The organism is Cohnella cholangitidis (assembly GCF_014107495.1).
Taxonomy (GTDB): Bacteria; Bacillota; Bacilli; order Paenibacillales; family Paenibacillaceae; genus Cohnella; species Cohnella cholangitidis.
This window is the reverse complement of sequence record NZ_CP041969.1, coordinates 6,249,758-6,274,952: the sequence shown is the minus strand read 5'-3', so window position 1 is coordinate 6,274,952 and position 25,195 is coordinate 6,249,758. Positions and strand designations below refer to the sequence as shown.

The 25,195-nt window shown below is 48.5% G+C and carries 26 protein-coding genes and 2 pseudogenes; 11 read left to right on the top strand and 17 right to left on the bottom strand.

The annotated features are described in order from the left end of the window. The first annotated feature begins 64 nt into the window (after window positions 1-64). The gene (locus FPL14_RS28845; protein WP_229263712.1) at window positions 65-1,435 is read left to right on the top strand and encodes an MFS transporter; all 1,371 of its coding nucleotides are present in this window, start codon (window positions 65-67) and stop codon (window positions 1,433-1,435) included. 18 nt (window positions 1,436-1,453) lie between these two features. On the opposite strand, the pseudogene FPL14_RS28840 reads toward FPL14_RS28845, so the two are convergent. From FPL14_RS28840 to FPL14_RS28820, 5 genes and pseudogenes are all read right to left on the bottom strand, one after another. After that, window positions 1,454-1,687: pseudogene (locus FPL14_RS28840) on the bottom strand (PhzF family phenazine biosynthesis protein); the annotation flags it as partial. Between the two features lie 140 nt (window positions 1,688-1,827). Continuing rightward, window positions 1,828-2,763, bottom strand: a complete 936-nt coding sequence (gene cysK / locus FPL14_RS28835) for a cysteine synthase A (RefSeq protein WP_182300989.1) — start codon at window positions 2,761-2,763, stop codon at window positions 1,828-1,830. Between the two features lie 96 nt (window positions 2,764-2,859). Next, window positions 2,860-3,294: a GNAT family N-acetyltransferase gene (locus FPL14_RS28830; protein ID WP_182300988.1), complete on the bottom strand. Its 435-nt coding sequence runs from the start codon at window positions 3,292-3,294 to the stop codon at window positions 2,860-2,862. 49 nt (window positions 3,295-3,343) lie between these two features. Then, on the bottom strand, window positions 3,344-4,201 hold the full coding sequence (locus FPL14_RS28825; protein WP_182300987.1) for a hypothetical protein: 858 nt from the start codon (window positions 4,199-4,201) through the stop codon (window positions 3,344-3,346). Between the two features lie 112 nt (window positions 4,202-4,313). Further along, the gene (locus FPL14_RS28820; protein WP_229263711.1) at window positions 4,314-4,658 is read right to left on the bottom strand and encodes a winged helix-turn-helix transcriptional regulator; all 345 of its coding nucleotides are present in this window, start codon (window positions 4,656-4,658) and stop codon (window positions 4,314-4,316) included. A 165-nt stretch (window positions 4,659-4,823) separates the two neighbouring features. Here FPL14_RS28820 and FPL14_RS28815 point away from each other — a divergent pair, with 165 nt between their 5' ends. After that, the gene (locus FPL14_RS28815) at window positions 4,824-5,696 is read left to right on the top strand and encodes an NmrA/HSCARG family protein (RefSeq protein ID WP_182300986.1); all 873 of its coding nucleotides are present in this window, start codon (window positions 4,824-4,826) and stop codon (window positions 5,694-5,696) included. Window positions 5,697-5,735: 39 nt separating this feature from the next. Here the strand turns inward: FPL14_RS28815 and FPL14_RS28810 are convergent, their stop codons facing one another. From FPL14_RS28810 to FPL14_RS28770, 9 genes are all read right to left on the bottom strand, one after another. Beyond that, window positions 5,736-6,845 (bottom strand): NADH:flavin oxidoreductase, encoded by a 1,110-nt coding sequence (locus tag FPL14_RS28810; RefSeq protein WP_182300985.1) that lies wholly within the window; start codon window positions 6,843-6,845, stop codon window positions 5,736-5,738. 99 nt (window positions 6,846-6,944) lie between these two features. Continuing rightward, window positions 6,945-7,256: an ArsR/SmtB family transcription factor gene (locus FPL14_RS28805; RefSeq protein ID WP_182300984.1), complete on the bottom strand. Its 312-nt coding sequence runs from the start codon at window positions 7,254-7,256 to the stop codon at window positions 6,945-6,947. A gap of 70 nt (window positions 7,257-7,326) precedes the next feature. Beyond that, entirely contained in the window at window positions 7,327-7,578 is a 252-nt protein-coding gene (locus FPL14_RS28800) for a hypothetical protein (RefSeq protein ID WP_182300983.1), read from the bottom strand. 31 nt (window positions 7,579-7,609) lie between these two features. Then, complete coding sequence (locus FPL14_RS28795) at window positions 7,610-8,056, bottom strand: aminoacyl-tRNA deacylase (protein ID WP_182300982.1); 447 nt, start codon at window positions 8,054-8,056, stop codon at window positions 7,610-7,612. Window positions 8,057-8,076: 20 nt separating this feature from the next. Further along, window positions 8,077-8,472, bottom strand: coding sequence for a DUF1801 domain-containing protein (locus tag FPL14_RS28790; RefSeq protein WP_229263710.1), 396 nt, complete (start codon window positions 8,470-8,472; stop codon window positions 8,077-8,079). Between the two features lie 70 nt (window positions 8,473-8,542). After that, on the bottom strand, window positions 8,543-8,917 hold the full coding sequence (locus tag FPL14_RS28785; RefSeq protein ID WP_182300981.1) for a VOC family protein: 375 nt from the start codon (window positions 8,915-8,917) through the stop codon (window positions 8,543-8,545). Between the two features lie 177 nt (window positions 8,918-9,094). Then, the gene (locus FPL14_RS28780) at window positions 9,095-9,652 is read right to left on the bottom strand and encodes a phosphotransferase enzyme family protein (RefSeq protein WP_182300980.1); all 558 of its coding nucleotides are present in this window, start codon (window positions 9,650-9,652) and stop codon (window positions 9,095-9,097) included. Further along, entirely contained in the window at window positions 9,631-10,101 is a 471-nt protein-coding gene (locus FPL14_RS28775) for a phosphotransferase (RefSeq protein ID WP_182300979.1), read from the bottom strand. Before FPL14_RS28775 ends, FPL14_RS28780 begins: the two co-directional genes overlap by 22 nt. Next, window positions 10,102-11,325 carry a stalk domain-containing protein gene (locus tag FPL14_RS28770; protein WP_182300978.1) on the bottom strand — a complete coding sequence of 408 codons (1,224 nt, stop codon included), beginning with the start codon at window positions 11,323-11,325 and terminating at the stop codon, window positions 10,102-10,104. Between the two features lie 279 nt (window positions 11,326-11,604). On the opposite strand from FPL14_RS28770, the gene FPL14_RS28765 reads away from it, so the two are divergent. Together FPL14_RS28765 and FPL14_RS28760 are read left to right on the top strand one after the other, a co-directional pair. Further along, window positions 11,605-12,345, top strand: a complete 741-nt coding sequence (locus tag FPL14_RS28765) for an MBL fold metallo-hydrolase (RefSeq protein ID WP_182300977.1) — start codon at window positions 11,605-11,607, stop codon at window positions 12,343-12,345. Window positions 12,346-12,391: 46 nt separating this feature from the next. Next, on the top strand, window positions 12,392-12,982 hold the full coding sequence (locus tag FPL14_RS28760) for a CGNR zinc finger domain-containing protein (RefSeq protein ID WP_182300976.1): 591 nt from the start codon (window positions 12,392-12,394) through the stop codon (window positions 12,980-12,982). A 34-nt stretch (window positions 12,983-13,016) separates the two neighbouring features. On the opposite strand, the gene FPL14_RS28755 is transcribed toward FPL14_RS28760, so the two are convergent. Both FPL14_RS28755 and FPL14_RS28750 read right to left on the bottom strand, forming a co-directional pair. Beyond that, a complete protein-coding gene (locus tag FPL14_RS28755) occupies window positions 13,017-13,583 on the bottom strand; it encodes a GNAT family N-acetyltransferase (protein ID WP_182300975.1) in 567 nt (188 codons plus the stop codon). A gap of 2 nt (window positions 13,584-13,585) precedes the next feature. Beyond that, window positions 13,586-14,215 (bottom strand): HD domain-containing protein, encoded by a 630-nt coding sequence (locus tag FPL14_RS28750; RefSeq protein WP_182300974.1) that lies wholly within the window; start codon window positions 14,213-14,215, stop codon window positions 13,586-13,588. A 153-nt stretch (window positions 14,216-14,368) separates the two neighbouring features. Here FPL14_RS28750 and FPL14_RS28745 point away from each other — a divergent pair, with 153 nt between their 5' ends. The 3 genes and pseudogenes from FPL14_RS28745 to FPL14_RS28735 all read left to right on the top strand — a co-directional run bounded on the left by FPL14_RS28745 (window position 14,369) and on the right by FPL14_RS28735 (window position 18,020). Next, entirely contained in the window at window positions 14,369-16,147 is a 1,779-nt protein-coding gene (locus FPL14_RS28745; protein WP_182300973.1) for an ABC transporter ATP-binding protein, read from the top strand. 27 nt (window positions 16,148-16,174) lie between these two features. Then, window positions 16,175-16,848 (top strand): annotated as a pseudogene (locus tag FPL14_RS28740) (response regulator transcription factor). After that, complete coding sequence (locus FPL14_RS28735; RefSeq protein ID WP_229263709.1) at window positions 16,845-18,020, top strand: sensor histidine kinase; 1,176 nt, start codon at window positions 16,845-16,847, stop codon at window positions 18,018-18,020. Before FPL14_RS28740 ends, FPL14_RS28735 begins: the two are co-directional and overlap by 4 nt. 37 nt (window positions 18,021-18,057) lie before the next feature. Here the strand turns inward: FPL14_RS28735 and FPL14_RS28730 are convergent, their stop codons facing one another. Then, on the bottom strand, window positions 18,058-18,351 hold the full coding sequence (locus FPL14_RS28730; protein ID WP_182300972.1) for a helix-turn-helix transcriptional regulator: 294 nt from the start codon (window positions 18,349-18,351) through the stop codon (window positions 18,058-18,060). Between the two features lie 164 nt (window positions 18,352-18,515). On the opposite strand from FPL14_RS28730, the gene FPL14_RS28725 reads away from it, so the two are divergent. From FPL14_RS28725 to FPL14_RS28710, 4 genes are all read left to right on the top strand, one after another. Then, window positions 18,516-19,892 (top strand): PAS domain S-box protein, encoded by a 1,377-nt coding sequence (locus FPL14_RS28725; RefSeq protein WP_182300971.1) that lies wholly within the window; start codon window positions 18,516-18,518, stop codon window positions 19,890-19,892. Further along, window positions 19,877-22,348 carry a PAS domain-containing hybrid sensor histidine kinase/response regulator gene (locus FPL14_RS28720; protein ID WP_182300970.1) on the top strand — a complete coding sequence of 824 codons (2,472 nt, stop codon included), beginning with the start codon at window positions 19,877-19,879 and terminating at the stop codon, window positions 22,346-22,348. The genes FPL14_RS28725 and FPL14_RS28720 overlap by 16 nt, the downstream gene beginning before the upstream one ends. Before the next feature lie 94 nt (window positions 22,349-22,442). Further along, complete coding sequence (locus tag FPL14_RS28715; RefSeq protein WP_182304208.1) at window positions 22,443-23,150, top strand: response regulator transcription factor; 708 nt, start codon at window positions 22,443-22,445, stop codon at window positions 23,148-23,150. A 129-nt stretch (window positions 23,151-23,279) separates the two neighbouring features. After that, on the top strand, window positions 23,280-25,145 hold the full coding sequence (locus FPL14_RS28710) for a putative bifunctional diguanylate cyclase/phosphodiesterase (protein WP_182300969.1): 1,866 nt from the start codon (window positions 23,280-23,282) through the stop codon (window positions 25,143-25,145). Window positions 25,146-25,195: the final 50 nt, after the last annotated feature.

Genomic DNA, 25,195 nt, shown 5'->3' with positions numbered 1-25,195 from the left:
ATATTTCTATTGTTCGATAACAATCGAACAATACAACAATTGGAACGAGGGATGCAACATGTCCATGTCCGAACAACCTATTAGAGAACGAACGCCCGAACCACCCGCTATTCAGGAGGGGTTCGTAACCTTATTGCTAGGAATATCCGTAGTGCTCGTAATTATGAACACAATGATGTTTAACCTGGCGCTGCCAGACGTATCGGTTTCCTTCGATCTATCCGCTTCCCTGACCTCCTGGATTGTTACGGGATACTCTATCGTCTTCGCGATTTCCTCCATTACGTATAGCCGATTATCCGATTTCGTTCCGATTAGACGGCTTTTCATTATCGCTACGCTATCCTTCAGCATCGCCGCGATTGCCGGATACTTCTCCGATAGCTTCCTATGGCTGCTGATCGTTCGTATCGTTCAAGCTTCGGGAGCCGGAGCTATTCCGGCGCTCTCTATGGTCTTCATCTCCAGATATGTGCCCGTTGAACGGCGCGGCAAAGCGATGGCGACGATTATGTCGGCAGCTTCCCTAGGCCTTGGATTGGGACCTGTCGCAGGCGGTGCGATCGTAGAGGTTTTGGGTTGGCATTACTTGTTCGTCGTAACGGCTATTACTCTATTATTGGTTCCTTTCTATGCGAAACTAATTCCGACTGAAAAATCGACCAAAGGCTCCTTCGATGCATTAGGAGCAATATTGGTCGGTATAGGTACGACAAGCTTGCTGTTATTTCTAACGAATCAGACTTGGATTGCGCTCGTTGCGGGAATCGCGGCCATTATCCTGTTCGTCATTCGCATTCGTACGGCTTCCGAGCCGTTCGTTCAACCTGCCCTGTTTCGTAATCGTCCCTACCTCGCGTTGGCAGCCGTCGGGATCGCCGCTTACATTTGCAGCTTTGCGACGTTATTCCTGATGCCGCAAATCCTAGTGAAGCAATCCGGCTTGAGCGCCATCGGCGCTGGGCTCGTCATATTCCCGGGTTCATTGCTCGCGATGTTGCTCTCCCGCCGAGTCGGCCGGATGATCGATTTGCGCGGGAACCGATCGATCATTCGCAACGTCCCATTTCTCTTGCTCGCATCCGTCGTTCTGTTCGCGGTTTTCTCCGGAACGACTTACTTGGCTATCCTCTTTATCTACATGCTGCTTAGCATCGGATTCACTTTTTTGACGAGCAGCGTTTCGAACGAGATGTCTCGCATACTAGATAAATCGCAGATCGGTTCGGGCTTGGGCTTGTTCCAACTTCTGCAGTTTTTCAGCGGAGCCTTCGGAGTAGCCGTTACCGCCAGCGCGCTTGGATGGCAAAAGCAATTCTCGTTAGCACATGCTTACAGCAATATCTATTGGGGGATGACGTTCGTCGTTCTGGCTTCGATCGCGTGCGGGTATGCCTATCTTCGTTCAAGTTCGAAAATCGCGCACGCCGCATAACGTTCGCCTCTGAAAATACTATACGTTAAGCGTACCTTTGAGCGTCGTTACGGCTTGCCCTGCCATGTTTATGCGTTCTTCCGCGATCTTAAGCCTTAGCGTCCCCTGTCTGGCCGAGAGTTGTTGCGCAACCAGATCCGATTTATTCAATTTAGCCTGCCAATAGGGACCTAGACAGCAATGCGCGGAGCCGGTGACTGGGTCTTCGTTCACGCCGATCGCCGGGAAGAAACAACGAGATACGAAATCGAAACCCGCTCTCTCCGATCTAGAACCCCTCTAAAGGGTTCGTCGGTAAAAGCGTATACGATGTATAAATTCATTTTCCATCTTCCTCCTGTACAGTAAAGAGCAACGACTTAGCAAGTCGTTGCTCTTTCGCGAGTCTGTTGTCACGCTTCCGGGAACAGCGGAGTAGAGAGATAACGCTCCCCCGTATCCGGTAAAATAACGACGATTTTCTTGCCCTTGTTCTCCGGCCTCTTGGAGATTTGCAACGCAGCGTAAGCGGCCGCGCCCGAGGAAATTCCGACGAGCAAACCTTCCGAACGGGCTAGCTTCCTGGCGGTCTCGAACGCTTCTTCGTTCTTGACTTGATACACCTCGTCTACGACCTCCGGATTGTAGTTGTCGGGTACGAAACCTGCACCGATTCCTTGGATCTTATGGACTCCTTTATTTCCGCCCGAGAGAACGGGGGAATCGCTAGGTTCGACGGCAATGATCTTCACGGCGTTCTTCTTTGCTTTGAGAGCTTCCCCTACGCCCGAGATCGTTCCGCCGGATCCGACGCCGCCAACGAAGATATCTACTTCTCCGTCCGTATCTCTCCAAATTTCTTCAGCCGTAGTCGTTCTATGGATCGCCGGATTCGCTGGATTCTTGAACTGCTGCGGCACATAGGCGTTCGGGAGCGAAGCCGCAATCTCGTCCGCTTTCCTGATCGCTCCGGCCATTCCTTCGTTCGCGGGAGTTAGAACCAATTCCGCTCCTAGAGCGAGCAACAGCTTCCTCCGCTCCAGACTGAAGCTTTCCGGCAAGGTAATGATTAATTTGTAACCTAAGGCCGCAGCCGCGAAGGCCAGGCCTACGCCCGTATTGCCGCTTGTCGGCTCAACGATGACGGACTCTTTATCGATCAGTCCTTTGTCTTCCGCATCTTTGATCATGGCGAAACCGATTCTGTCCTTCACGCTGCCAGCCGGATTAAAGTACTCCAACTTGGCGATGATACTGGCTTCCGCTTCGTTTAGCTTCATGAAGTTCGTAAGCTCCAACAGAGGCGTATTCCCAATCAGATCCGTCAGATTTTTCGCTATTTTGGACATGTGAACACTCCGCTCTTTTCAATTCCAACTCCGTAAGTCGGGTATGATTTAACTTTACCATTCATGGCGAAGGTATTCAATAATCGCGCAAGCTCGCTATGTATTCGGTATATTTGCCCAGCTTGGGGGTCTCTTCATGAACCGCTCTGAATCCCTAATAAATCCATACTGTTCGTATAACCCATGTGCATCCAACGTCCCCAGCAACCCTGTCAGAGATTCGTATTTAACATCATTCATGATCGTTTCGATCAGTTTTTTGCCCAGCTCTTGTCCGCGATAATCCTCGTGTATGAACACGTCGCATAAGTAAAACATCGTAGCCCCGTCCGTAACGATCCTCGCGAAGCCAACCTGTTTCCCTTGATGGTAAATGCCATAACAATCGGAAGCCTCGATCGCTCTCAAAGTTCGTTCGGGTTCCCTCTTGTTCGCCCAATAGCTTCTCGTTAAAAAATCAAGTACGGCTTGCTTGTCGATTTTGCTTTTATCATTCGAAATGACGTATTCCTTGTATTGGATCTCATTCATAGGATCACCCTTTTATGTAGATTAATTCCTTTTAACATCTTACGACCACTCAACTGTTCACTCTTCCGCCCTCTCGTACGAGCCATTCTCCGGTTGCCCAATCCGTAAGCTCCGTAGAAGCCGGCCTATAATACAGATCGAATCGTATGCTTAGCTCGTCCTCCCATGGGTGCTGGACAAAAATCGACCGGAATATGTGAGCTAAGCTAGGTATCGAGAATCCGTGCGGCTCGGGGAACATGCTTTCCAATTGTTCCTTGGTCAGATTGGTTTCAAGTGCAAATTGGAAAATAGGCTTATCCGCGTATTGATCATAGACGAGCTCGAATTTCGGTGTTCTTTTCACGTCGAAGCGGGTAATGTCTTTCTCAAACTCCTCGCTATCCGCAGGAATGATGAATGGCCACTGTTGCCCTGGGTAGCGATAGAGATTACATATGCCCGAAAGCCCGGAGATCAATTGGTTCCATTCGGATGGTTCCGTACTAACGACCGGCACGTTCACGCCCGTATGATCGATACCGATGATGTGGCCTTGCAGCTGCTCGTGGAGATAGAAGATTGTATTTCCTATCGGGGTTGTCTTAAAAGCGACCGGTGATTCGATCCCCTCATCCGGCAAAAATTGATCCCTATCACCTGAAGCCGCACTCTTGATCAGAATATTCCCTACCTTTAACTGGATGTTACGATCTGTTTCCAGAACAATGGCTGGCGATGATTGTGAACCTGTCCGAAACCCGGTATTAGGCAGAGCGGTGTCCGAAAATGAAGGAGATGAAGGAGGTATCCCGTTATCGCTAACGGAAGGTATACCTGCAATTAACCGATTAAACGTTCGATTCCATTGTTGTTCGCTTTCGTTCGCGCTCGGAAATACAAAAGCAATGTTGCGTAGACGAGTCATGCAAACTAACCTCCGCCAGTTCTAAATTAAACGATGAATAACGATTCTATAATGACTTCGTTACTTTTTCGACAATTTCCACTTCATTTCCTTTTATGGACCTAAAAAAACGCTAAAGAGAGGTTGCTTGAGAGTCGCTCATTCCCCATTTCTCGCCCCAATTGCGCATTTGCAACAACACTTCACCATATCCCCTTCCGCTGTCGGTAAGAGAGTACCGTACGCTGACGGGAACCGTCGGGATCACTTGACGATGAATGATCCCTCGCTGCTCCAACTGTCGCAGCGTATCCGTTAACGATTTGATGCTCACTTCGCCTATGCTTCTTCTTAATTGATTAAACCGTTGCGGGCCTTGGCACAATTGAGCGATAACGAAATAGGACCACTTGCTGCCTATCACTTGCATGGCTGCGTTAATGGGCTCATAACAGGATTTGTTTTCATTAGGTTTCAAGGGATAACATCTCCTTACGATTGGTTAGATACGCTACTTGACGAATGTATATAAAAATAAAGTGCGTTCTTACGGTACTCCCTTACATGGAATATGCTCAGGTTATAGCGATCGCGACGCTAACACGCGTTATCTTAGTATCGATATTCAAGGAGGAATCAGTAGATGAACGTTAAAGATAAAACCATACTTGTAACGGGAGCAACCGGTCAGCAAGGAGGCTCGGTCGCCGAACATCTGCTTCGTAACGGTTGGCATGTTCGCGCATTCACCCGCAACCCATCGAGCGAAGCAGCGCAACGGCTCCAAGCACAAGGCGTCGAACTCTATCAAGGGGATATGGACAATCGCAACGAATTAGCCGAAGCCATGCGCGACGTTTACGGGGTATTCAGCGTACAGCCTCCCGTATGGGATTTGAATGCTTTTGAGGAAGAACTACGTTTAGGTACGAATGTGGCTGACGGAGCCAAAGAAGCGGGAGTTAAACACTTCGTATATGCTTCGGCAAGCGGGGCGGAATCCCAGTCGCATTTTCGAACGTTTGCCAAATGGGAGATCGAGAAGCACATTCGGAAGATTGATCTGCCGGCTACTATCCTGCGTCTTACCTTCTTCATGGAAAACTACGTGAGTCCTTACTCGTCGATCCGGAACGGAGTTTATTCGGAAGCCATAGCCCGGCAAATCCCCGTCAACTTGTTAGCCGTGGACGATATCGGAGCGTTCGTTAACCTAGCATTCCGGAAACCCGAATATTATGCCGGGAAGACAATAGAACTAGCCAGCGACTCGCTTACTCCGCCCGAGATCGCAGCCGCGGTAAGCCGATCGACCGGACATCCGGTCGAATATGCTCCCATCCCCATAGAGACGCTACGTACTCAAAGCGAGATAATGGTTAGGATCTACGAGTGGTTAAACGACGGCGGCCACGTCGTTGATCTTCCAGCTTTGCGCGAGCTGTATCCCGGACTCACGAGCTTTGAAAGCTGGTTGGACAGAAAAGGAAAAGCTAAGTTTACTTTTCAAGCTTAATACGAAAAAAGGAGCCGCGATATTGGCTCCTTCCTTTCTTTAATGCAATGTTTTTAGCGCTTCTCCGTTGTACGGTACGAGTTGGTCGAAACGGCCGTCGCGCACTTTGGCAGCCCATGCCGGATCAACCAATAAAGCGCGGCCGACCGCGACGAGGTCGAATTCATCGTTATCCAACCGGGTAAGCAATTCGTCTATATCCGCAAGACCTGCACTCATTCCTCTGAACGCTCCCAAAAACTCTTCGTCGAGCCCAACCGAACCTACCGTAATGGTCGGTTTGCCTGTCAGCTTCTTCACCCACCCCGCGAAGTTCAAGCTCGATCCTTCGAACTCGGGTTCCCAGAAACGACGAGTGGAGCAATGGAAAATGTCGACGCCGGCTTCAACGAGGGGAGCCAGCAATTGTGCCAGCAATTCAGGCGTTTCAGCCAATTTGGCATCATAGTGGAAAGATTTCCATTGCGATATCCGCAAAATAATCGGGAAATCAGGTCCAACCGCAGCGCGGCATGCTTTAACGATCTCCTCCGCGAAACGCGTACGGGCAACTAAACTGCCTCCATACTCATCGGTGCGTTTATTCGTAACTTCCCACAAAAATTGATCGATTAAGTATCCATGCGCTCCATGCAGCTCGATTCCGTCGAATCCGATTCTCTTTGCATCCGCAGCCGCTTGAGCGAAAGCCTGAACGACGTAGTCGATTTCCTCTTTCGTCATCGGTTCGTTAACTTGCTCGCCCTTGGGGTTAATGCCGGACGGGCCGATGGATGGAGCTTCCGGATGAGGCAACGAACCGTTGCGGCGCGTCATTCCGACATGCCATAGTTGCGGAACGATTCGGCCGCCCGCTTCGTGTACCGCCTTCACGACTTGAGTCCATCCTTGAAGGGCTTTGTCGCCATGGAAGTTCGGAACGTTAGGATCTTCTGTTGCGGCAGGATGATTGATCAACGTTCCTTCTGTCACGATCAGCCCTACGCCGTTCTCCGCCCTGCGTTTATAATAAGCTGCTACATCCGGTCCGGGAACTCCGCCCGGCGAGAAACTACGAGTCATCGGTGCCATGACGATCCGGTTAGCTAACTTCAACTTTCCTAACGTAAACGGTTTAAACAGTGAATCAACGGATTTTACTTTCTCCACTTTATTCCCTCCAATTGTATTTCTTTTGTATAGTATATCTTTATTTATATAAATCTAGATATACGTATGGCAAGAAATTAGCTTGATTGGATCATCAAGCTAGATCTCCTCGAGGAGTCGCTGCTTAAATTGCTCAATACCGCTTTCGTGGCGCCGATAATAAGTCCATTGGCAATGTCGCCTGGACTCCAGCAAGCCCGACTTCTGCATTTTGACCAAATAACCGGAGATGACCGATTGGGCTAACCCTGCTTTGTCGGCGATGGCTCCCACGCAGATGCCTCCATGAAAATCGCAATCGCCCGGCATATGACTCTGCGGGCCGAAATGCGTTTCCGGATCTTTCAGCCATTCCAAAATTTTGAATCTCGTCTCGTTGGACAATGCTTTAATAATCGATAAAGTATCCATGGTTAGAGTATATCTACTTTTATAGAAATGTAAATACCCTTTTTTCTTTTCGCCAAATCTCTACTTTCAATCACATGCTGCTTATATTCAAGCGATTGCCATCAGGATCATAAAAATGAAAACTGACCATCCCTCTTGTCAGAAAACCGCCGATATCCGACGTTACGATGCCGCTGTTCTTCAAATACTGATTATAGTTGAAAAAGTGCTCACGAAGCTTCACCCAACAAATGAGCCGTACTTGCCCATCGACCTTGACTTGATAAGCATCATCCGCGAGTTGCTCAAGCACCCGGGTACGGATGGATTCTTCGTCATGCACTCTAACTCCCTATGAGTAATGATTAGTTGGACTATCGAACATAAGCGATGACTTGATTCAACTTCTCGACTGCATCAGGGCTTATTTTTAAAGTCGAGTTAGGAATCCCTGTTCCGCCATAAACATAATCGAAACGATGCAGCTGCCGATCCATAATCGTCGGCAGATTATGTCCGATTAAGGGAACGGTCCCTACGATGCATCCCGTTAGTTGTTCTACTTCCTTAGGTTTAGCTAATTTGAGTTCATTGCATTTCAAAATCGGCTTCAGAATATCGAAATCTATCCGTCCGTAATCTCCCGAAATGATGATCGCAAAGTAACCTTCCTCGGATTTTAATACTAATGTGGGCGCGGTTTGGCCGATCTCGATTCCGAAATAGTCCGCCCCTTCCTGTGCGGATTGAATCGTTTTTTCGTGTCGAATGATCTCGTGCTCGCAGTTCTGATCTTTTAATAGGGAAATCATCGTGTACATTAGAATTCTCCTTACATTGTTTAGTTTAACTCGATCCATCTAGCAACGGTTTCAACAAGAATTTCTCGCTTAGCTTCTACATCAGCCATATCCTTCAACTTAACGATTGCACGATCGTCGGCAACCCATTCTAATAACCCGGCAGGATCAATACTCGATGCTATCCCTTTCTCCAATGAATCTTTTACTTTGGCGCCTCGATGAAAAACAAGCCGAAAAAAACCTTTCCCTTGCAAATTAAACGTTACTCGGTCTTCGTTGTTATAACGAAAGCTTGGCGCTTTCCACTTGATCTGTTCCGTTATACGGTCGTTAGCGCTTAGAATGATTTTTCTAACTTCCTCGATCTCTTTTTTTAGGGGATGTTCAAGACTGTTCATGAATTCATCTACAAGTTTGCTATTATTCGTAGACACCCGCTCAACCACCTGCCTTAAATGATTTATCCATCGTAAGGCAAGATCCCTACCTGATATATTTTTTTCTTCATGTTATCCTACGTTCGATTAACTCAATTCTTCTACCGTCAGGATCTTCAAGGACTGCCCTTACGCCCCTTTCGGTTTCACTAGGCTTAGATATTAACTTGCCTTTTAACTGTATCAGCTTTTCAATAAGTCCGTTAATCCCCTCAACATAGAAACCCAACATGACGGATCCTGCATCTTTCCAACCTGGCAAGTTCCCTTCAGCACCGGGATAGATTTCGACGACTAACCGATCCTGCTCATAAGAATAGTGAATGGGACCGTTACCATGTCGCTCTTCGATTAGTTCGAGTCCTAATCCTTCATAAAAATCCCTGATATCTATCAATCGCGAAGTTCTAATCATGATGAAATTAATCAAAGGTTTAACCATATTCCAGTCAACTCCTAGTAGTACGAATAATTTACATCCGATCATTTCGAAATCCAGATAACAAACCTTCGACAAATTAACCGACATTTCCTTTTATGGATAACTAAAGATCCGCTAAAGAAAAAGACGCATTCGCTCTGTTAGAATCGAATACGTCTGCGCGGAAACCGATATGTTTTACGGCATTAAATAACGAAAACTAAGCTCTGACAACCGTTCTTCTACCCGTTTAAGTTCACTTAATCCCTCATGAACCGACCTAGTCTGTTCCAGCAGCACGCTCAGGTCATCCACCCCGTCCCAATATCGGCCAAGGAAATGAAGGAATACGTCTAAGTTTCGTAATCTCACAAGCGAGGGAATCGCTTCAATCTCCGCGCGATCTAGAGACAATTGCTCCCCCGCGCCTCGCAGGAAAAGTTCTATCTTAGCCATCACGTCATTACCATTAAGAAAGCCCGATATCATGACCGCGATTTCCATAACCCGCAAATCCCAAGTGCAGAATTCAAAGTCGAGAATGGCGGCAAGTCGGTTACTGTCCGCGCCGGAGACAAGGGAATTCGAGTGGTTAATATCCCCGTGGATGAGCTGATGAGGCAACGTTCGGAACGTATCCAACAAAGCGCGAAAACCCTGAATCGCTCCCCCGATGGATCGCAATTCCTCAGCGACTTCGATGAACTCAGCAGGCGGCGCCGTACAGAACGATTTCACTCTGTCTGCAGTACACAAGGGGTGAGCCGAATCCATTTCATAATATGGAGGATATAGGGGCGCCCCGTTACCATAACGTTCGCGAGCGCTTTGCTTAATTGTCCGGTAGCTACGCCAAATGCATATCCCATCTCCAAGCTTCCTTCTTCAGGGCGCTGGCCTTCGATATACGTGAACAGGCATGCCAATCTTTCGCTGCCGTCCTCTAACCTAACGATCGTGCTTCCATCTATATTTGGAATGGGCATCGGAACCTTAAAGGGCAACGACAATTCATTAAGCGCCAGCAAGATCTCGTGCTCGTAACGGATTTTGGCTTCGTCCTTATGCGTCTCATAAATACGCAGTACCCAACGAGTACCGTCTGCCTCTATGAATCTTGTCGTGTTGTTCCATCCGGATTGCCCTTCAGCGACTTTCCAATTCCCGTCGGCAAAATACTTGCGTAATACTTGATCGAAAGACACCTACTCGCCTACTTTCTCGACGACTTTATCAATGGCTGACGCAAAATCATCGCCATAGAAGGTCAACCTCCAGAAGGACGCTCCCTTTAACCCATACCTTTTGGCTAACCCGAGTTTATCGTCGACCGTTGACGTCGTTTCGTTCCATAAGCTGATTCCGAGGATAAGTTGATCCGCCCTTACGCCCGCCTTCAGCATTTGATCGATTGCTTCTTCTACTTTGGCATTAGGCTCAGGCGTATGGTCGGGGGTGCCTTTCGGATTGTAATCATGCGCCATGACGACGAGATCATCGGCATATTTCGCTAACGTTTTATAATCATAGCCTTTGAACGAGCTGTTCGGCGGCGGAACGGCTAAGCTAAGCTTAACTCCGATCGTTTCCAGCTTCTTGTCGATCGTCTGAACATAATCGTTGAGCAGCTTCTGCTGTCCTAACGGATCTAGACGCAAGCCGAGACCTTCGAAATCTAGCAGCACCCCGTCGAATCCGTGATCCGACGCTAATCTCACGATATTATCGATAGAGTTGTTTCTTAAAGCTTCATCGCTAAGCATCTTGGTCAATTCGCCTTTCCCATCGACCGAATAAACCATAAGATAAGGCTTAGCCCCTTGAGAGGCAGCACTATTAACGAGCGATTCCGGCGTAACATCCTCAGCCGCCTCAGGCCAATAGAAATCCGCGCCTTCCAAGGTAAGCTCGCCCTTTTCGTCTATCCGAGTCCATCCGAAGGCTACGGAATCCATGGATGCGATTCTCTCTCGTTGCGCGAACGAACCCATCGCATAGAAAACCCGAAGATGCATCGCTTTCTTAGCGGAGACGATCGTTACCGTCTTCGTCGCGCTGCTCCATCCGACTTTGGCGCCGAATTGGGTGCCGAAGAAGTTAAGAGGAATAAGCACTTGCTGATTGATCGTTAGAGGTGCAGCTAACAACTCGACATTTTCCCCGTCTACGACTGCCGTTTTCTGACCCAAACGAAGGGTGACGATTTTGTTAACGCCATTAACTTCACCGGTTGCACGGACCGTTTTCGTCTTATTGTCCCATGTGACCATTATTCCTAGCGTGTTTGCCAATGACCTAAAAGGAACCATTGTCACGTTGTTCTTAATAACCGGCGAAGCTCCCAAAGTCAGCGGAAAATCGTCCAGCACGACTCTGATTACCGGATTGTTCGCTTTAACCGTTGCAGTACCGCATATGATGCTTCCCATAATAGAAAAACTCATGATAGCGCAGCTGCCGTTTTTCCCCACATTTTCATATCCGACTCTCCTATATCCTCTTGCTAGAATAGGAGAATTATAGCAGACCCGCCCGAGCGTTGTAACCTCCTCAGGGACTATTTGCGCGACATCCAAATGCCTCGTCTATTTATAACCGTTAAAATATTGGTTTACAAGTTATCCCATTCATGATACCGTGTTTGCATAACTACTTAAATGGATTTATAAGGGTTAGACATCATCTACTATCGAGAGGATATGGTAATCATGATCATTCAGAAACTTCCTTGGGCAGGCATCCGCGTGCAAACCGCTAAAACGAATATTGCGATCGATCCCTTGTTTCATTTTCCGAGTAAGTACAATGAACCGCATGAACCTTTCTTCCCCCTGAATGATTTCGGTCCCGTCGATGCCGTTCTGATCACGCACCATCATGCCGACCATTTCGATCCGGAAGCGATAGCGGATTATTATGGCCGGGATATTCCAGTCTATTTCCCGAAGGAATCTTTGGACTTTGCCAAGAATTCCGCTCTCACCAACATCCATGAAGCATCGATTGGAGATACTTTTGCTATAGGAGATATAACCGCAACGGCTACTTACTCCGTTGACGGCGTCGGCGATCCGCAGATCGCGTGGGTTGTTGAGGGCGACGGGAAACGGATCATTCACTGCGGAGATACTTTATGGCATGGGTACTGGTGGAAAATAGCCAAGGCATACGGTCCCTTCGACGCGGCTTGTTTGCCGGTGAACGCGGCGGTCATTGAATTCCCCGGAATGACGCCGAGCGGTCAGCCGATTACTTTATCCCCCGAGCAAGCGGTTTCCGCGGCTAACGTCCTTAGCGCGACGACTTTAGTCCCTATCCATCATACGGCGATTCACCATCCGCCGATCTATACCGAAACTCCGGATATTTGGGCGCGCTTGGCAGCGGCTGCCGCGATCAAGGAGCTTCGACTGACGATTCTGAAATCGAAAGAAACCTTAACCCTATAATTACTGCTACCAATGAAACGACACAACCTCGAAAGGGTCAACCGACATGGACAAATCGATTTACACGCTTGGAGGAACCGCTTGGATTAATCTATTGAATACGATCGTCATGCATAACAAACAACCGACGGACCTATTAGCCGACCCGGCCGCGGCCGTTGAGTGGCTTGAAGCGAATCAACTGCTGTACGTCCCCGTAACACGGCTCGATGCGGCGGCATTGGCACAAATTCGACAATCGCTTTACCCCGTCAGGGAGCTTGGCGATCGAATCATATCGGACATAGAGCAGCATGAAGCCTTAAGCGAAAGAGTATATATAGAGCTCAAAACCCGGCTGGAACGATTGAACATTAAACCTGCAGTATCCCGTAACCACGACGCTCGCAAGCTCGAACTTTCTTACCGAGGGGTTACCGCGATCGATCAAATTCATCTCGTCATCTTGCAGTCGGTCCTTGATACGCTTAACCATTACTCTGCCGACCGAATTCGGAAATGCGAGCATGCAGAGTGCATCCTCCGCTTTATCGATGTATCCAAGAGCGGCCGCAGACGTTGGTGCAGCATGGAACTATGCGGTAATCGCCATAAAGCAGCCCAATATTACGAAAAAAATAAAAAGCAAAAAGCGTAGAGCTCGTTAACAAAGAACAACCTCACGGCTTCCATTAGCCGTGAGGTTGTTCCGTGCCTCTAGACGCTTTCCAATCGGATTTCAGAATTCCCATTTGAATAACGTCCAAATATCTACCTTGCTTATAAAGCCGTTCGCGCAATCGCCCTTCCTCGGTAAACCCGCATTTCAAATAACTCCGAACGGCACGCTCGTTGAAATCGTAGACCTCAAGCTCAAGACGGTTCAAGTTCATTTCGAGAAAAGCGAAGTCGATGAGAAGCTTCATCGCTTCCGTACCGTATCCCCGCCCTAGATTTTCCGTTGATCCGATTACGATCCCGATCTTGCCAACCCGATTCTTCCAATCGATGGAGTCCAGATTCACTTGTCCGATATAGGCTTCCGTCGAGGGATCCGCGATCACGAACCCCCTGCTGTCCGAGCGGCCGTCCAGCATCGACTCCAAGTAGGCTTCCGTTGACTCAAGCGCATGCGGATAGAGAAAAATATCCGACAGATGGTGCACGATATCGGGATCGTTCACCCACTGTCGCATCCAGGGCAGATCATCCCGGCGATATTCCCGCAGCATGACGAGGTTTCCCTGCAATCTTGGCATGATTAGACCTCCTTCGTAACCGGATCGTCGAACAAGATGCCTTGATCGATCGATTTCTGAACGATCTCCAACGTGAATTGCCACAGAGTCGCTGACGTTTCCCTTACCGGATCGAGCCGCTTAAGCACCTGCGACCGCACGATTCCGTTTTTCTTCCAGCTGACCCCGCCGGTATAATGATTATGAATGACCGGCTGCAAGCGATCGAGCGCCGCGGCGTATTTCGCTTCGGGAGTTACACCGTCTTCGAATTCTCTCCATAGCGTCATCCATTCATCTTGACTATCTTCGGGAAGCAAACCGAACAACCGGTTGGCGGCAGCTTGCTCGCGTTCTTCTTTATCTTGGTAACCTTTCGCATCGTACGCGAACGTATCGCCGGCATCGATCTCGACTAAATCATGAAGCAACAGCATTCGGATAATTCGGTTAATATCGAGCGTCGGATCGTTCGCATGCTCTAACAGCACGACGGCCATAAGCGAGACATGCCAGCTATGCTCCGCCGTGTTCTCCAGACGGCTCTTGTCGATGAGGAACGTTTTGCGAAGTACGGTCTTAAGCTTATCGATTTCCACTAAAAACGAAATTTGCTGCGTTAATCGTTTGTTATCGATCCATAATTCTGACATACGAATACCCTCCATCCAATATGTCCGTCTATTGTAACATGAATGAATAGTCGTTCATATTGAGTTCATATTGCTATTGCATGATAGTTCCAACGCCGAATAAACTTTAACCTTTCGCCTTAATCCAAATACAGAATCGAGGCTATAATCTTAATGAATGGCAAACAACCGAAGGAACAGCCGGCGCATTCCGCTAAAATAAATTGGAAGACGTTCGTCAAACTCGTCAATAAAGCCAAACCATCCAAAACGATGCTGGCCATCGCCCTATCGTTTAGTCTCGTTTCAACCATCGTCGGCTTATTCGTGCCCTTATTCACGAAAAACCTTGTCGACGGCTTTACGCTTGATTCTTTGGAGTCCTACCAGATCGTCATGCTCGTATGCGTGTTCGTCGCGCAGACCGTCGCGGGCGGCTTGTCTATTTACCTGTTGAACAAGTTCGGGCAACAGATTCTGTCCGGGTTGCGAGATCTGCTGTGGCGCAAACTATTATATTTGCCGGTCGCCCATTATGATAAAGAAGAAACAGGCGGTCTCATTAGCCGAGTAACGAACGATACGAACGTAGTCAAACAGGTCGTCTCCGAGCATATGTCCGGTTTCGTCAACGGCGTCATCTCGATCATCGGCTCCGTCATTATTTTGTTCGCGCTGGACTGGCAGATGACTTTGATCTTGTTAATAGCCGTCCCACTAACGATGGCGATCATGTTCCCGCTTGGACGCAAGATGCATCAAATCTCGCGCAACATGCAGAACGAGACGGCAAACTTCACTTCGGTGTTAACGCAAGTATTGTCCGAAGTAAGGCTCGTTAAATCGTCGAACGCCGAACCGATCGAATACGAACGCGGCAAATCGGGTATCGTCAAGCTATTTAGACTGGGCGTACGCGAAGGGAAGATCCAAGCGTTCATCGCGCCCCTCATGGGAATCGTCATTATGACGCTAATGGTCGTCATTATCGGATACGGCGGATTGCGCGTATCGAGCGGATCGATTACCGCGGGCGAGCTGGTCGCATTTATATTGTATCTCATTCAAATCGTCATGCCTCTCGGGCAAATTACGGCGTTCTTTACGCAGCTGCAAAAGGCGATCGGCGCGACCGAACGGATGATCGATATTCTTGGGCAAGAGGAAGAAGTTCATCATCAAGGGTCGCAAGTCCCCTCGGCGGATTCCGCAATCGTGCTAAACGATTTGACGTTCTATTACGACCAAGGGGATCCCATTCTGAAACATGTAAGCTTCTCCGTTCCAGCCGGACAAGTGACGGCTTTAGTCGGACCGAGCGGCAGCGGCAAAACAACTTTATTCTCGCTAATCGAACGTTATTACGAACCGAGAAGCGGAAGTATCGTTTATGGCCGACATGCGATCGGCGATTTCTCGCTCGAATCGTGGCGCAGCCAGATCGGGTACGTGTCCCAGGAGAGTCCGTTAATGTCCGGCACCGTACGCGAGAACATTACTTACGGACTGGACCGGGAAGTTAGCGACGAGGAACTGATGGAAGTAGTCAAAATGGCTTACGCGGATGGATTCATTAATGAGCTTCCCGATCGATTCGATACGGAGGTTGGCGAACGCGGAATGAAGCTTTCCGGGGGTCAGCGTCAACGAATCGCAATCGCAAGGGCGCTTCTTCGCAATCCGCGCATTCTTATGCTCGATGAAGCCACCTCCGCACTAGATAGCACCTCGGAACGCGTCGTGCAAGAAGCGCTGAACAACCTGATGAAGGGCCGTACGACGCTCGTTATCGCCCACCGCCTCTCCACCGTCATTGATGCGGATCAAATTATTTTCCTCGATAAAGGCAGCATCACGGGAATAGGCACGCATGAGCAATTGGTTGCAAGCCATGCCTTATACAGGGAATTCGCGGAACAACAGCTTCGTTATCCAGAACAATTGAGAGGTTAAGGATCCCAAAGAAAAGAGTTGACGATCATGACGAGAATACTCGTAGTAGACGACGATCCGCATATTCGCGAATTGGTGAAAGTGTTCCTCTTGCAGGAAGGTTTAGAGGTATTGGAAGCGACTAACGGAGTGCATGCTCTTCAACTATTGGAAACGACAACAGCGGATCTCGTCATCCTGGACATCATGATGCCTCATATGGACGGCTGGGAATTGTGCCGAGAGCTTCGCGAACATTATGAACTGCCGCTGCTTATGTTGACCGCAAAAGGAGAAACGGCGCAAAAACTCAAAGGTTTCCAGCTTGGAACGGACGACTACATGGTGAAGCCCTTCGAGCCCGTCGAGCTCGTCGCCCGCGTCAAAGCGCTGCTAAAGCGGTATCGGATTTCCGTCTCGCAGAACGTATCCGTCGGTAGCGTTCAGCTTAACCGTCAGACGTTCACCCTGCTGGCCGACGATCAATCGCTTACTATTCCGCTTAAGGAATTCGAGCTTTTGTTCAAGTTAGCCAGTTACCCTGGCAAGACTTTCTCAAGGGAGCAGCTCATCGAGCAAATTGGGGATTCGATTACTTAGGGGACGAGCGAACCGTAGACGTTCATATTAAACGGCTGCGCGAGAGATTCCCGGACGGACAATACGGGTTCCGGATTACGACGATCCGCGGGTTAGGTTATCGTCTGGAGGTAACGGCATGAGACGACGTCATATAGGCGAACCCGAACAGGCGCAACGGGATATCCGCAGAGGCCGTAAGTTTGGGTCCTTCCGGGAAAGCAAAGAACAACGCCAGAGAAGAAAAGAATTCAGCAAGCAGTTCAGACCGCCAAGAAAATGGATCTTTTTATCTATCCTTTTTATTCATTTAGCGATAGCCGCAAGTTGGGGACTTTCTTATTATTTAATGGGATTTATATATCGCGCATGGTTTCCGGAATACGGGCATGGTTTGCTGCGTCAATATTTAACCGTCGTACTGGCCTTTACGATCATCTTCCTGTTCGCGAACCTCATTCGCGTTTTTTTCACTCCGGTTCGTAATCAGATGAATTGGTTTATGGAGATGATCAACGCCATGAAGCAGTTAGCCAAAGGTAACTTCGACATCAAATTGGAGATGTCTCCGCGATTTATGGGGCAATTCGGACCCCTCGTCACGAGCTTTAACGAAATGGCATCCGATCTTAACCGGATGGAGGAAATGCGCCAGGAGTTCATCTCCAACGTCTCCCACGAGATTCAATCTCCTCTCACCTCCATCGCCGGTTTCGCCAAAGCGTTGCAGAACGACGATTTGGCTCCGGAAACGCGAAAGCACTACTTGGAAATTATCGAGACGGAGAGCAAACGAATGTCCAGGATGAGCGATAATCTACTCAAACTCACCTCGCTAGAATCCAATCATCATCCATTCGAGGCTAAAAATTACCGGTTGGACCGTCAGTTACGTCACATCATTCTATCTTGCGAGCCTTTGTGGCAAGGGAAGAACATCGAGATGGACGTCGAGTTGCCGGATGTGTCGATCGACGCGGACGAAGATTTAATGAGCCAGGTATGGATCAACCTCATTCACAACAGCATAAAATTTACGCCCGAGGGCGGCGCTATTCGCGTAAATTTGACTAAGAAGGATAGCAGCGTCCAAGTCGTGATCGTAGACAGCGGAAACGGCATTTCGAACGGCGCCCTCCCCCATGTATTCGAACGGTTTTATAAGGAGGACAAGGCTCGCGAGCGTAACGGCGGAGGAAGCGGTCTGGGACTGTCCATCGTCAAGAAGATCGTCGAAATGCACGGCGGCGAAGTGCTCGCGAGCAATCGCTCGAATTCGGGTGCTGCGTTCACAGTTACGTTGCCGCTTAATTAACGACATTAAATAGAGTTGTGCTTGAAGCTTCCTCCGATTAGGACGGGAGCTTCTGCAATACATAACGCAAAAATAAAGCTTGCAGTTCGCGCATCGTATTTGATCTTGTTTTACCGGTCATGCAATCTATATGCATCTTTAACTCGTGCTCCGATATTTGCATCACCGTCCTAATCTCCTCATCTTCTAACCCGAAAAGCATGTACAACCTCAGAACTTCTTTCTCGTACGCCGAGAATCCATACCGTTCCCCGAACCTCTCATGCCATTTTCCCGATTCCGATCCGTTTCCCCTCATAACCTGCCATTCCATCGTGCGGTTGGTCACCAAGGTTCTACTCACCTTTCTATTTAGTGAAGTTGGGTCTGTCGATTATTGCGTTCTTTCGTTATGATAGAGTCAAAGTATTAGTAGATTTCCCCAACTTCTGTTTGTTTTTTATGAAATTCGCTAATAGATCGCGCGTCCAGCTCAATTCGGAGGTGTCACACAACATGTTACGGTCACTTCGGTTCAAGATCGTCATCGTCTTAATCTTGATCAACACCGCATCCTTCGTCCTCATGTCGTTAATCAACTATGAAACCTCCAATAAACATATGAACAAGCAGTTGATCAACCATAGCCTAGCTAATCTGAAGAGTACCGTCGCGAATCTGGATACGATGCTGGATTTGAGAATGAAGCAAGCAGAACTGCTTAGCGAATCTATCCCGATCAGAATGCAGACGATGGCTCAGAAGCTCGCCTATCTTAATGAAGGGGTTCATTTGAGCAATATTACAACGAGGTATATCGGGATTGCCGGCAAAGACGGTGTTCTATCGTTGCCTGACGGCTCGACGACTCAACTAAACGGTGTTTACGCTTATCACCGGGCGATGCAAGGGCTAAGTACATACTCTTCCCTCGTGCTGGACAGGAACGGCAAACCTATACTCTGGCTTATGGTCCCGCTTCACAATCTAATTAACGAGGTTGAGGGCGTTATCGCCTTCGCGATCGATTCCAATCGTCTGTTCGACAGCCAATTGAGCCAGAAGTCGAGCGAATACGAAGATAGCGCGATCATTCTGATCGACCGGGATACGAACCTCCTCTATTACAAAGACGCCTCTTTAATCCTGAAACGCAATTATATTAAGGATGAACCTGAACTTCGCGATTTTGCGTTCCAATTAAGAACTAGCGAAGAAGGATACGGGGAAGCGAACGTGTTCGGGCGCGTGCTGAAAATGTTCTACGTGAAAATGCCGAATACGGACTGGTACGCCGTCTTCTCCGTCGCGAAAAAAGAATTCGAAGCGCCTATGCGTAATTCGACATGGTTGAATATGGGGTTAATCGCGCTAACGGAAATAATCTTCGGGGCTTTCTTGTTTTTGATTACCCAACGCTCCATCCTGGCACGTCTGAAACAAATCGTTCTAGTGACCAAGAACGTAGCTGCGGGCAACTTTTATCCGCAGCCTCTGCGCATTGTAAGCCAGGACGAAATCGGGATTTTGGCGAGCTCCGTCAACGGAATGATCGACAATTTACAAGAGCTTTTCGAACCTTTTCAAGCTTTCATCCGCCATAATCAGTATGCTATGATTGTAACGGATTCCAATTTTGTCATAACTTCCTTCAACAAAAGAGCGGAGGAAATGCTTGGTTATGGAGAGCATGAAGTGATCGGGAGAAAATCGCTGCTGCTCTGGCACGATCATGACCAACTATACGAACGGGCTAAATTTTACTCGGACAAACTGAAACGTACGGTTACGCCGGACGAAGAGGTATTATTCGTACTCTCTCACAAGGGGTTTTGCCTGATTGGGAATGGACATGGGTCAATCGCGAAGGAACCAGAATGCTCGTCTCGTTAAACACGAGCGTCATGAGATTTCCGGACGGGACGACTAAAGGCTACGTATTGATTGCGAGGGATATTAGCGAGATTAAAAAGGCCGTAGAGACTAACACGAGGCTATTAGAGATCATGGAAAGCGCGCACGACATGATCGCTTCTTTCGACATGCGCGGGCACATCTTCTATCTCAATCAGGCCGGGTATTCTTTCTTAGGCATCCAGGCTTTGAACGAACACAATAACCGTCTCAGCCAATATATGCCGATTCCGACTACCGTTAAGTTCGCGGACGGATTGACGGAAGCCCAAAAGTTAGGGTTCTGGCAAAGTGAAATCGATATTATCGGAGTGAACAATTCCATTCAGACGGCTTCCATAACGGTCGTCGCCCATCAATCGGAAGACGAACGGGATACCTTCTTCTCCACGATCGTAAGAGACATATCCGACCAGAAGGAAATCGAACGTCAGCTTGTGAAGGCCAAGGACGAAGCAGACGAAGCGAACGAAGCGAAGGGCTCCTTCCTTGCCCGGATGAGCCATGAGATCAGGACGCCGCTTAATGGGATAATCGGCTTATCCTACTTGCTTCAACGATCTGAATTAACGGAGCTCCAATCCGAATATATTCGCCAAGTATCCGATTCTTCGCAAAATTTGCTGCGTATCCTGAACGATATTTTGGATTTCTCCAAGCTCGAAGCCGATAAGTTAAAGCTGGAGCAAGTCCCCTTCCGTCTGGAAGACTCTCTGCAGCGGCTTAGCGGCATTTTCTCCGTGCTTCTAGGTCCTAAACCTGTGGATTTCATCGTTCATATGGATCCGAGAGTGCCCGATCAGCTAATCGGGGATCCGACTCGCCTAGAGCAAGTACTGCTGAATCTGGGCAGCAATGCGATTAAATTTACGAACTTCGGCCTTATAGAGATGACGATCTCTTTAATCGAATTGAGCGATGGAAATGCCCGCCTGCGCTTTAGCGTTCAAGATTCGGGTATAGGCATGACGGAGCAACAACAAGCTCAGCTGTTCACGCCTTTCGTTCAAGCCGATGACAAAACAAGCCGCAAATACGGCGGAACGGGACTTGGACTCGTTATCTCTTATACATTGGTAGAGAGAATGGGCGGACAGATTACCGTAGAGAGCACTTACCAGATCGGCAGCGATTTCGGCTTTGAACTCTCATTCCCTTTGAACGAGCGGAAGTACGTTTCGACATCGTCGCATAATCGGAATTACGATCTTAGCGTCGTCGTGCTCGAAGACCATGAAAGGGTAGCCGAGCATTGGCATGATGTTCTCTTCTCTCTCGGTTGCGATGTTGTCACATTATGTTCGTGGGATCAGGCGAAATCGTTGCTTGATGAACGGAATTGGGATCTGTTTATCGTCGATATGGAAGCGGGAGACATGCACGGCGAGGAAACTTGGATCGATTGGAAGACGGTGCTGGATGCCCGCGGCGTCCAAGTCGTTTGTTCGACTACGTTGATGGGCCGGGACGCCCTGCAGCAATTGCCGGATGAGCATAGGCCGGCGGCCGTACTGGTTAAACCCGCCACCTCCCTTCAAGTTCAACAAGCGTTACAGGTGATCAGCAAGAAAATGACAGATCCGTTTCAAGCCATAGATGCGACATCCGCTGCTCAGAGCGTTCTTCCTCTGCGAACGATGCCCGCTAAAAGCGATGATTCGTCATCTCACCGGATTCTTGTCGTAGACGATCAGGTCCTTAATCGGTTAGTCGTCAAGCAATTACTCGATCAGATGGGACTTGAAGTCGAACTACTGGAGAGCGGCGCGGAGGCCGTCGCCTTGATCGAATCCAATCGATCGCGAGTCGACCTGATTCTCATGGACCTTCACATGCCTATCATGGATGGGATTGAAGCAACCGCTCTTATCCGCAGACTCTATGACTCGGAACAGTTGCCGATTATTGCACTAACCGCAGATATGACGGAGGAGCAGCATAACCGTTGCTTGAATGCGGGAATGAACGATATTATGACCAAGCCCATCGTTCCGGACATCTTGTTCTCGGTTCTTAGCAAGTGGCTCTCGGCTCCTGCTATCGTTCCTGTTAACGATGGCGTTGATTCGAACGAGTTAGGACCGGATACTCCGGACCTTCAAGTGTCGACTGCTCTGCAGCGCTTGGCGGGAAAGAGCAAGCTATATTTGCAGCTGTTGGACAAATTCGACCAACAATATTCGGATCTGGAACATCGACTCAACGATTCGTTGAAAGAAGCCGATCGCTCGGATGCGATCCGTCTCGTCCATTCCCTTAGCGGCGCGGCCGGTCACCTTGGAGCTGTGACGGTTCAAGGGAAAGCTACGGCAATGGAAATTGCGCTTAAGGATAATGGAGATTGGCAGCAAGCGCAAAATCATCTCATAGCGGCCTTACAAGAAACATTGGAAACGATCCGAAATCTACTTATGCAAAAGCAAAAAAGAAGTTAGACGTAAACTGTTCGGCATTATATAATAGATGTGCCATCCAAATGTTAGCAAACTATGAGCTTTCTTAACATTTTCTTAAAGGGTGTGACTTATGATGACGAGAGTACTTGTTATTGAAGATGATCCAATCATCGGAGAGATGCTCACCCTCTATCTCAGTGAAGAGAATTTCGATGTACAACGCGTAGAATCCGCGCGTGAAGGGAAATTCGCGCTTGGCGCCTTTAATCCCGACATCCTGTTGCTAGACTTAATGCTACCCGATGCAAGCGGGACTGAACTGTGCGCCGAATTTCGGCAATTAACCGCCATCCCGATCATCGTCATCTCCATGAAACCGTCCGTTACCGTACGGATTCAAGCGATCAGTTCCGGCGCGGATGATTTCCTGGTCAAACCGTTTAGCATGCAAGAGCTTAAAGTTCGTATGGATGCCGTTTTACGGCGAACTTCAAGCCTTAGAACAATCGCTGCGGCGCGGACTCGGGACGTATCCAACATTGCAACGGAGCCGACGCAAGGTCTAGTCTTGGATCTCGAACGCAGAACGATCGTTCTGGACGGTGAGCATATCGAAACGACTTTCTCCGAATATGAAATTATGAAGCTCTTCTACCAACATCCTAACCGCGTATTCAGTCGAGAGGAATTGATCAATGCCGTTCGAGGCATCGATTCGTTCATCAATGACAGAGCCATCGACGTTCATGTCACTAATCTGCGGCGCAAGCTGGAGAAAAACCCGAAGGAACCGCAGTTCATTAAGACGGTTTGGGGCGTTGGGTATAAGTTTATCAATTAGTAGAAGTACATACGAAGGCTCCTCCTGCGAGGAGCCTGTTTTTATTCGCTATCGCTAATATTTATCCGTTAATTTTCTAAATGTTTGCCCTCTATACTGGAAGTTATGAGTATAGGAGGAGGAAACGGAGTGCTCGTATGGGATAGTCTAGTTAGCTTAATACACAATATGGCCGTAGTCATCGTTATTATCCTGATCAGCAATCGTTTATACCCATCCCTCATCCATTCGTTTCCGAACATTCGCAAAGTCGTTATCGGATTGATTTTCTGCATCGCCGGAATATTGTCCATGATGCTCCCGATCGTTGCAGGCGACGGAGCGATCGTCAGCATGAAAAATATCGTAATCGCTTTATCCGCGTGGATAGGCGGACCTGTGTCCGCTTTCGTTACCGTGATCGGCGTCGTTGGCTATAGGATCCAGCTTGGAGGAATCGGAATGCCTTCCGGCGTAGCCGCTAGCATTTCCGCTGCGGTCATCGGTATCGTGCTGCATTATATTAGAAGCTCCGACCGCAAAGTTTCCTTTCAGATCGTCGGTCCGCTTCTTATCGGTGTCTTGATTGCGATAGTTGGCTTAGCGTGGACGTGGCTGCTTCCTGCTGCCGACCGAAATAACATACTGCATCATTATGCATTAAGTATTATTATCATCTTCCCCCTTGCATCCGTCCTGTTTCATTATTTTATGAACGTAGAATGGTCAAGAAAACGAGAGCTTGTCATTGATGATACAACCGGCTTGCTTCATTATGATCAGTTTAAGACTCAACTTCACAAAGCCATTCAGAAACGCGCTCCGTTTTATTTAACCGTATTAAATATCGATGGATTCAAAACGATCGGAGACTTGAACATTGCCAGAGCTAGGAATGAACTGTTTCGCCAGATCGGCCAGCGTCTGAACAACTGGCTCCCTTCTAACGGTTTTGCCTGCCGATTCGAAGGCATGGATTTCGTCGTTTGCATAGTAGACGATTCAAGCTCGCATGGGATTTCGACAGCCGGTCCCGAGTTTTGGCAAGAAATGCAAACGCTATTATCGGCGCCCTACCATGTTCAACATAAGCTCTGCCATGTTACGGTTAGCACCGGGATGACTAGGTATACGGGGGATGAGATGACGATAGAGGATCTTCTCCCCCGCGCATATACCGCATTGCACCATGCCAAAGAGAATCGAATCAACGAAACCGTTCAATATCACGAGAAACTGACCGAGCTTATTCGCAGGCGAACTCTTATCGAAGTTTACTTGCGTCAAGCGATACAAGAAGATCAGCTGTCATTGCAATATCAACCTCAATATGAGCTGCACAGCGGCAAGTTACGGGGGTTCGAAGCATTGTTGCGTTGGAACCATCCGGAATTAGGAAACATTCCGCCCAACGATTTCATTCCGATCGCCGAAGAGATCAATCTGATCCTCCCCATTGGAGAATGGGTGCTGCAACAGTCGTGCAGGATGCTGCAGCGCATTGCTCCCTATCCGTCCCGGCTTACGATTTCCGTTAACGTCTCGGGAGCCCACATGACGGATGAGCATTTTCCGAATAAAGTAAAAGAGATCTTGCTGGAAACCGGTTTGGAAGCCGAACGGTTGGAGTTGGAGCTGAAAGAGAGTTCATTGCTGAGCTCTATAGAGGCAGCCGATTGCAAATTGCGGCAACTTCAGGATCTTGGAGTAAGGTTGGTATTGGACGATTTCGGAGCCGGCTATTCCTCCATCCAATACCTTCGCAAGCTACCGTTTCATCTGATTAAGATCGATAAGAGCTTCATTCAAGGTATCGGTCAATCTCCCGAGCAAGAAATGATGGGGTCGATGATCCAATTCATCAAACAGCTTCGGTACGACGTCGTAGCCGAAGGGCTGGAAACCTACGAGCAACTCGTTTATCTGAAAAAATACCAATGCGATTACGCCCAAGGTTATCTATTCAGCAAACCGTTATCAGAAGCGCAGCTCCCTCCGCTTATTCAAGCCGTATAAGAAAAACCTCCCCGGATAATGGATTAATCCGAAGAGGTTTTTTGTTTCGC

Coding starts and splice junctions, on each gene's coding strand:
- FPL14_RS28830 (WP_182300988.1), bottom strand. CDS start 3,294: ATGAATGAGATCCAATACAAGGAATACGTCATTTCGAATGATAAAAGC.
- FPL14_RS28795 (WP_182300982.1), bottom strand. CDS start 8,056: ATGTACACGATGATTTCCCTATTAAAAGATCAGAACTGCGAGCACGAG.
- FPL14_RS28725 (WP_182300971.1), top strand. CDS start 18,516: ATGTTACGGTCACTTCGGTTCAAGATCGTCATCGTCTTAATCTTGATC.
- FPL14_RS28815 (WP_182300986.1), top strand. CDS start 4,824: ATGAACGTTAAAGATAAAACCATACTTGTAACGGGAGCAACCGGTCAG.
- FPL14_RS28770 (WP_182300978.1), bottom strand. CDS start 11,325: ATGGGAAGCATCATATGCGGTACTGCAACGGTTAAAGCGAACAATCCG.
- FPL14_RS28760 (WP_182300976.1), top strand. CDS start 12,392: ATGGACAAATCGATTTACACGCTTGGAGGAACCGCTTGGATTAATCTA.
- FPL14_RS28765 (WP_182300977.1), top strand. CDS start 11,605: ATGATCATTCAGAAACTTCCTTGGGCAGGCATCCGCGTGCAAACCGCT.
- FPL14_RS28845 (WP_229263712.1), top strand. CDS start 65: ATGTCCGAACAACCTATTAGAGAACGAACGCCCGAACCACCCGCTATT.
- FPL14_RS28750 (WP_182300974.1), bottom strand. CDS start 14,215: ATGTCAGAATTATGGATCGATAACAAACGATTAACGCAGCAAATTTCG.
- FPL14_RS28755 (WP_182300975.1), bottom strand. CDS start 13,583: ATGCCAAGATTGCAGGGAAACCTCGTCATGCTGCGGGAATATCGCCGG.
- FPL14_RS28785 (WP_182300981.1), bottom strand. CDS start 8,917: ATGGTTAAACCTTTGATTAATTTCATCATGATTAGAACTTCGCGATTG.
- FPL14_RS28825 (WP_182300987.1), bottom strand. CDS start 4,201: ATGACTCGTCTACGCAACATTGCTTTTGTATTTCCGAGCGCGAACGAA.
- FPL14_RS28745 (WP_182300973.1), top strand. CDS start 14,369: ATGAATGGCAAACAACCGAAGGAACAGCCGGCGCATTCCGCTAAAATA.
- FPL14_RS28720 (WP_182300970.1), top strand. CDS start 19,877: ATGCTCGTCTCGTTAAACACGAGCGTCATGAGATTTCCGGACGGGACG.
- FPL14_RS28805 (WP_182300984.1), bottom strand. CDS start 7,256: ATGGATACTTTATCGATTATTAAAGCATTGTCCAACGAGACGAGATTC.
- FPL14_RS28735 (WP_229263709.1), top strand. CDS start 16,845: ATGAGACGACGTCATATAGGCGAACCCGAACAGGCGCAACGGGATATC.
- cysK (WP_182300989.1), bottom strand. CDS start 2,763: ATGTCCAAAATAGCGAAAAATCTGACGGATCTGATTGGGAATACGCCT.
- FPL14_RS28715 (WP_182304208.1), top strand. CDS start 22,443: ATGACGAGAGTACTTGTTATTGAAGATGATCCAATCATCGGAGAGATG.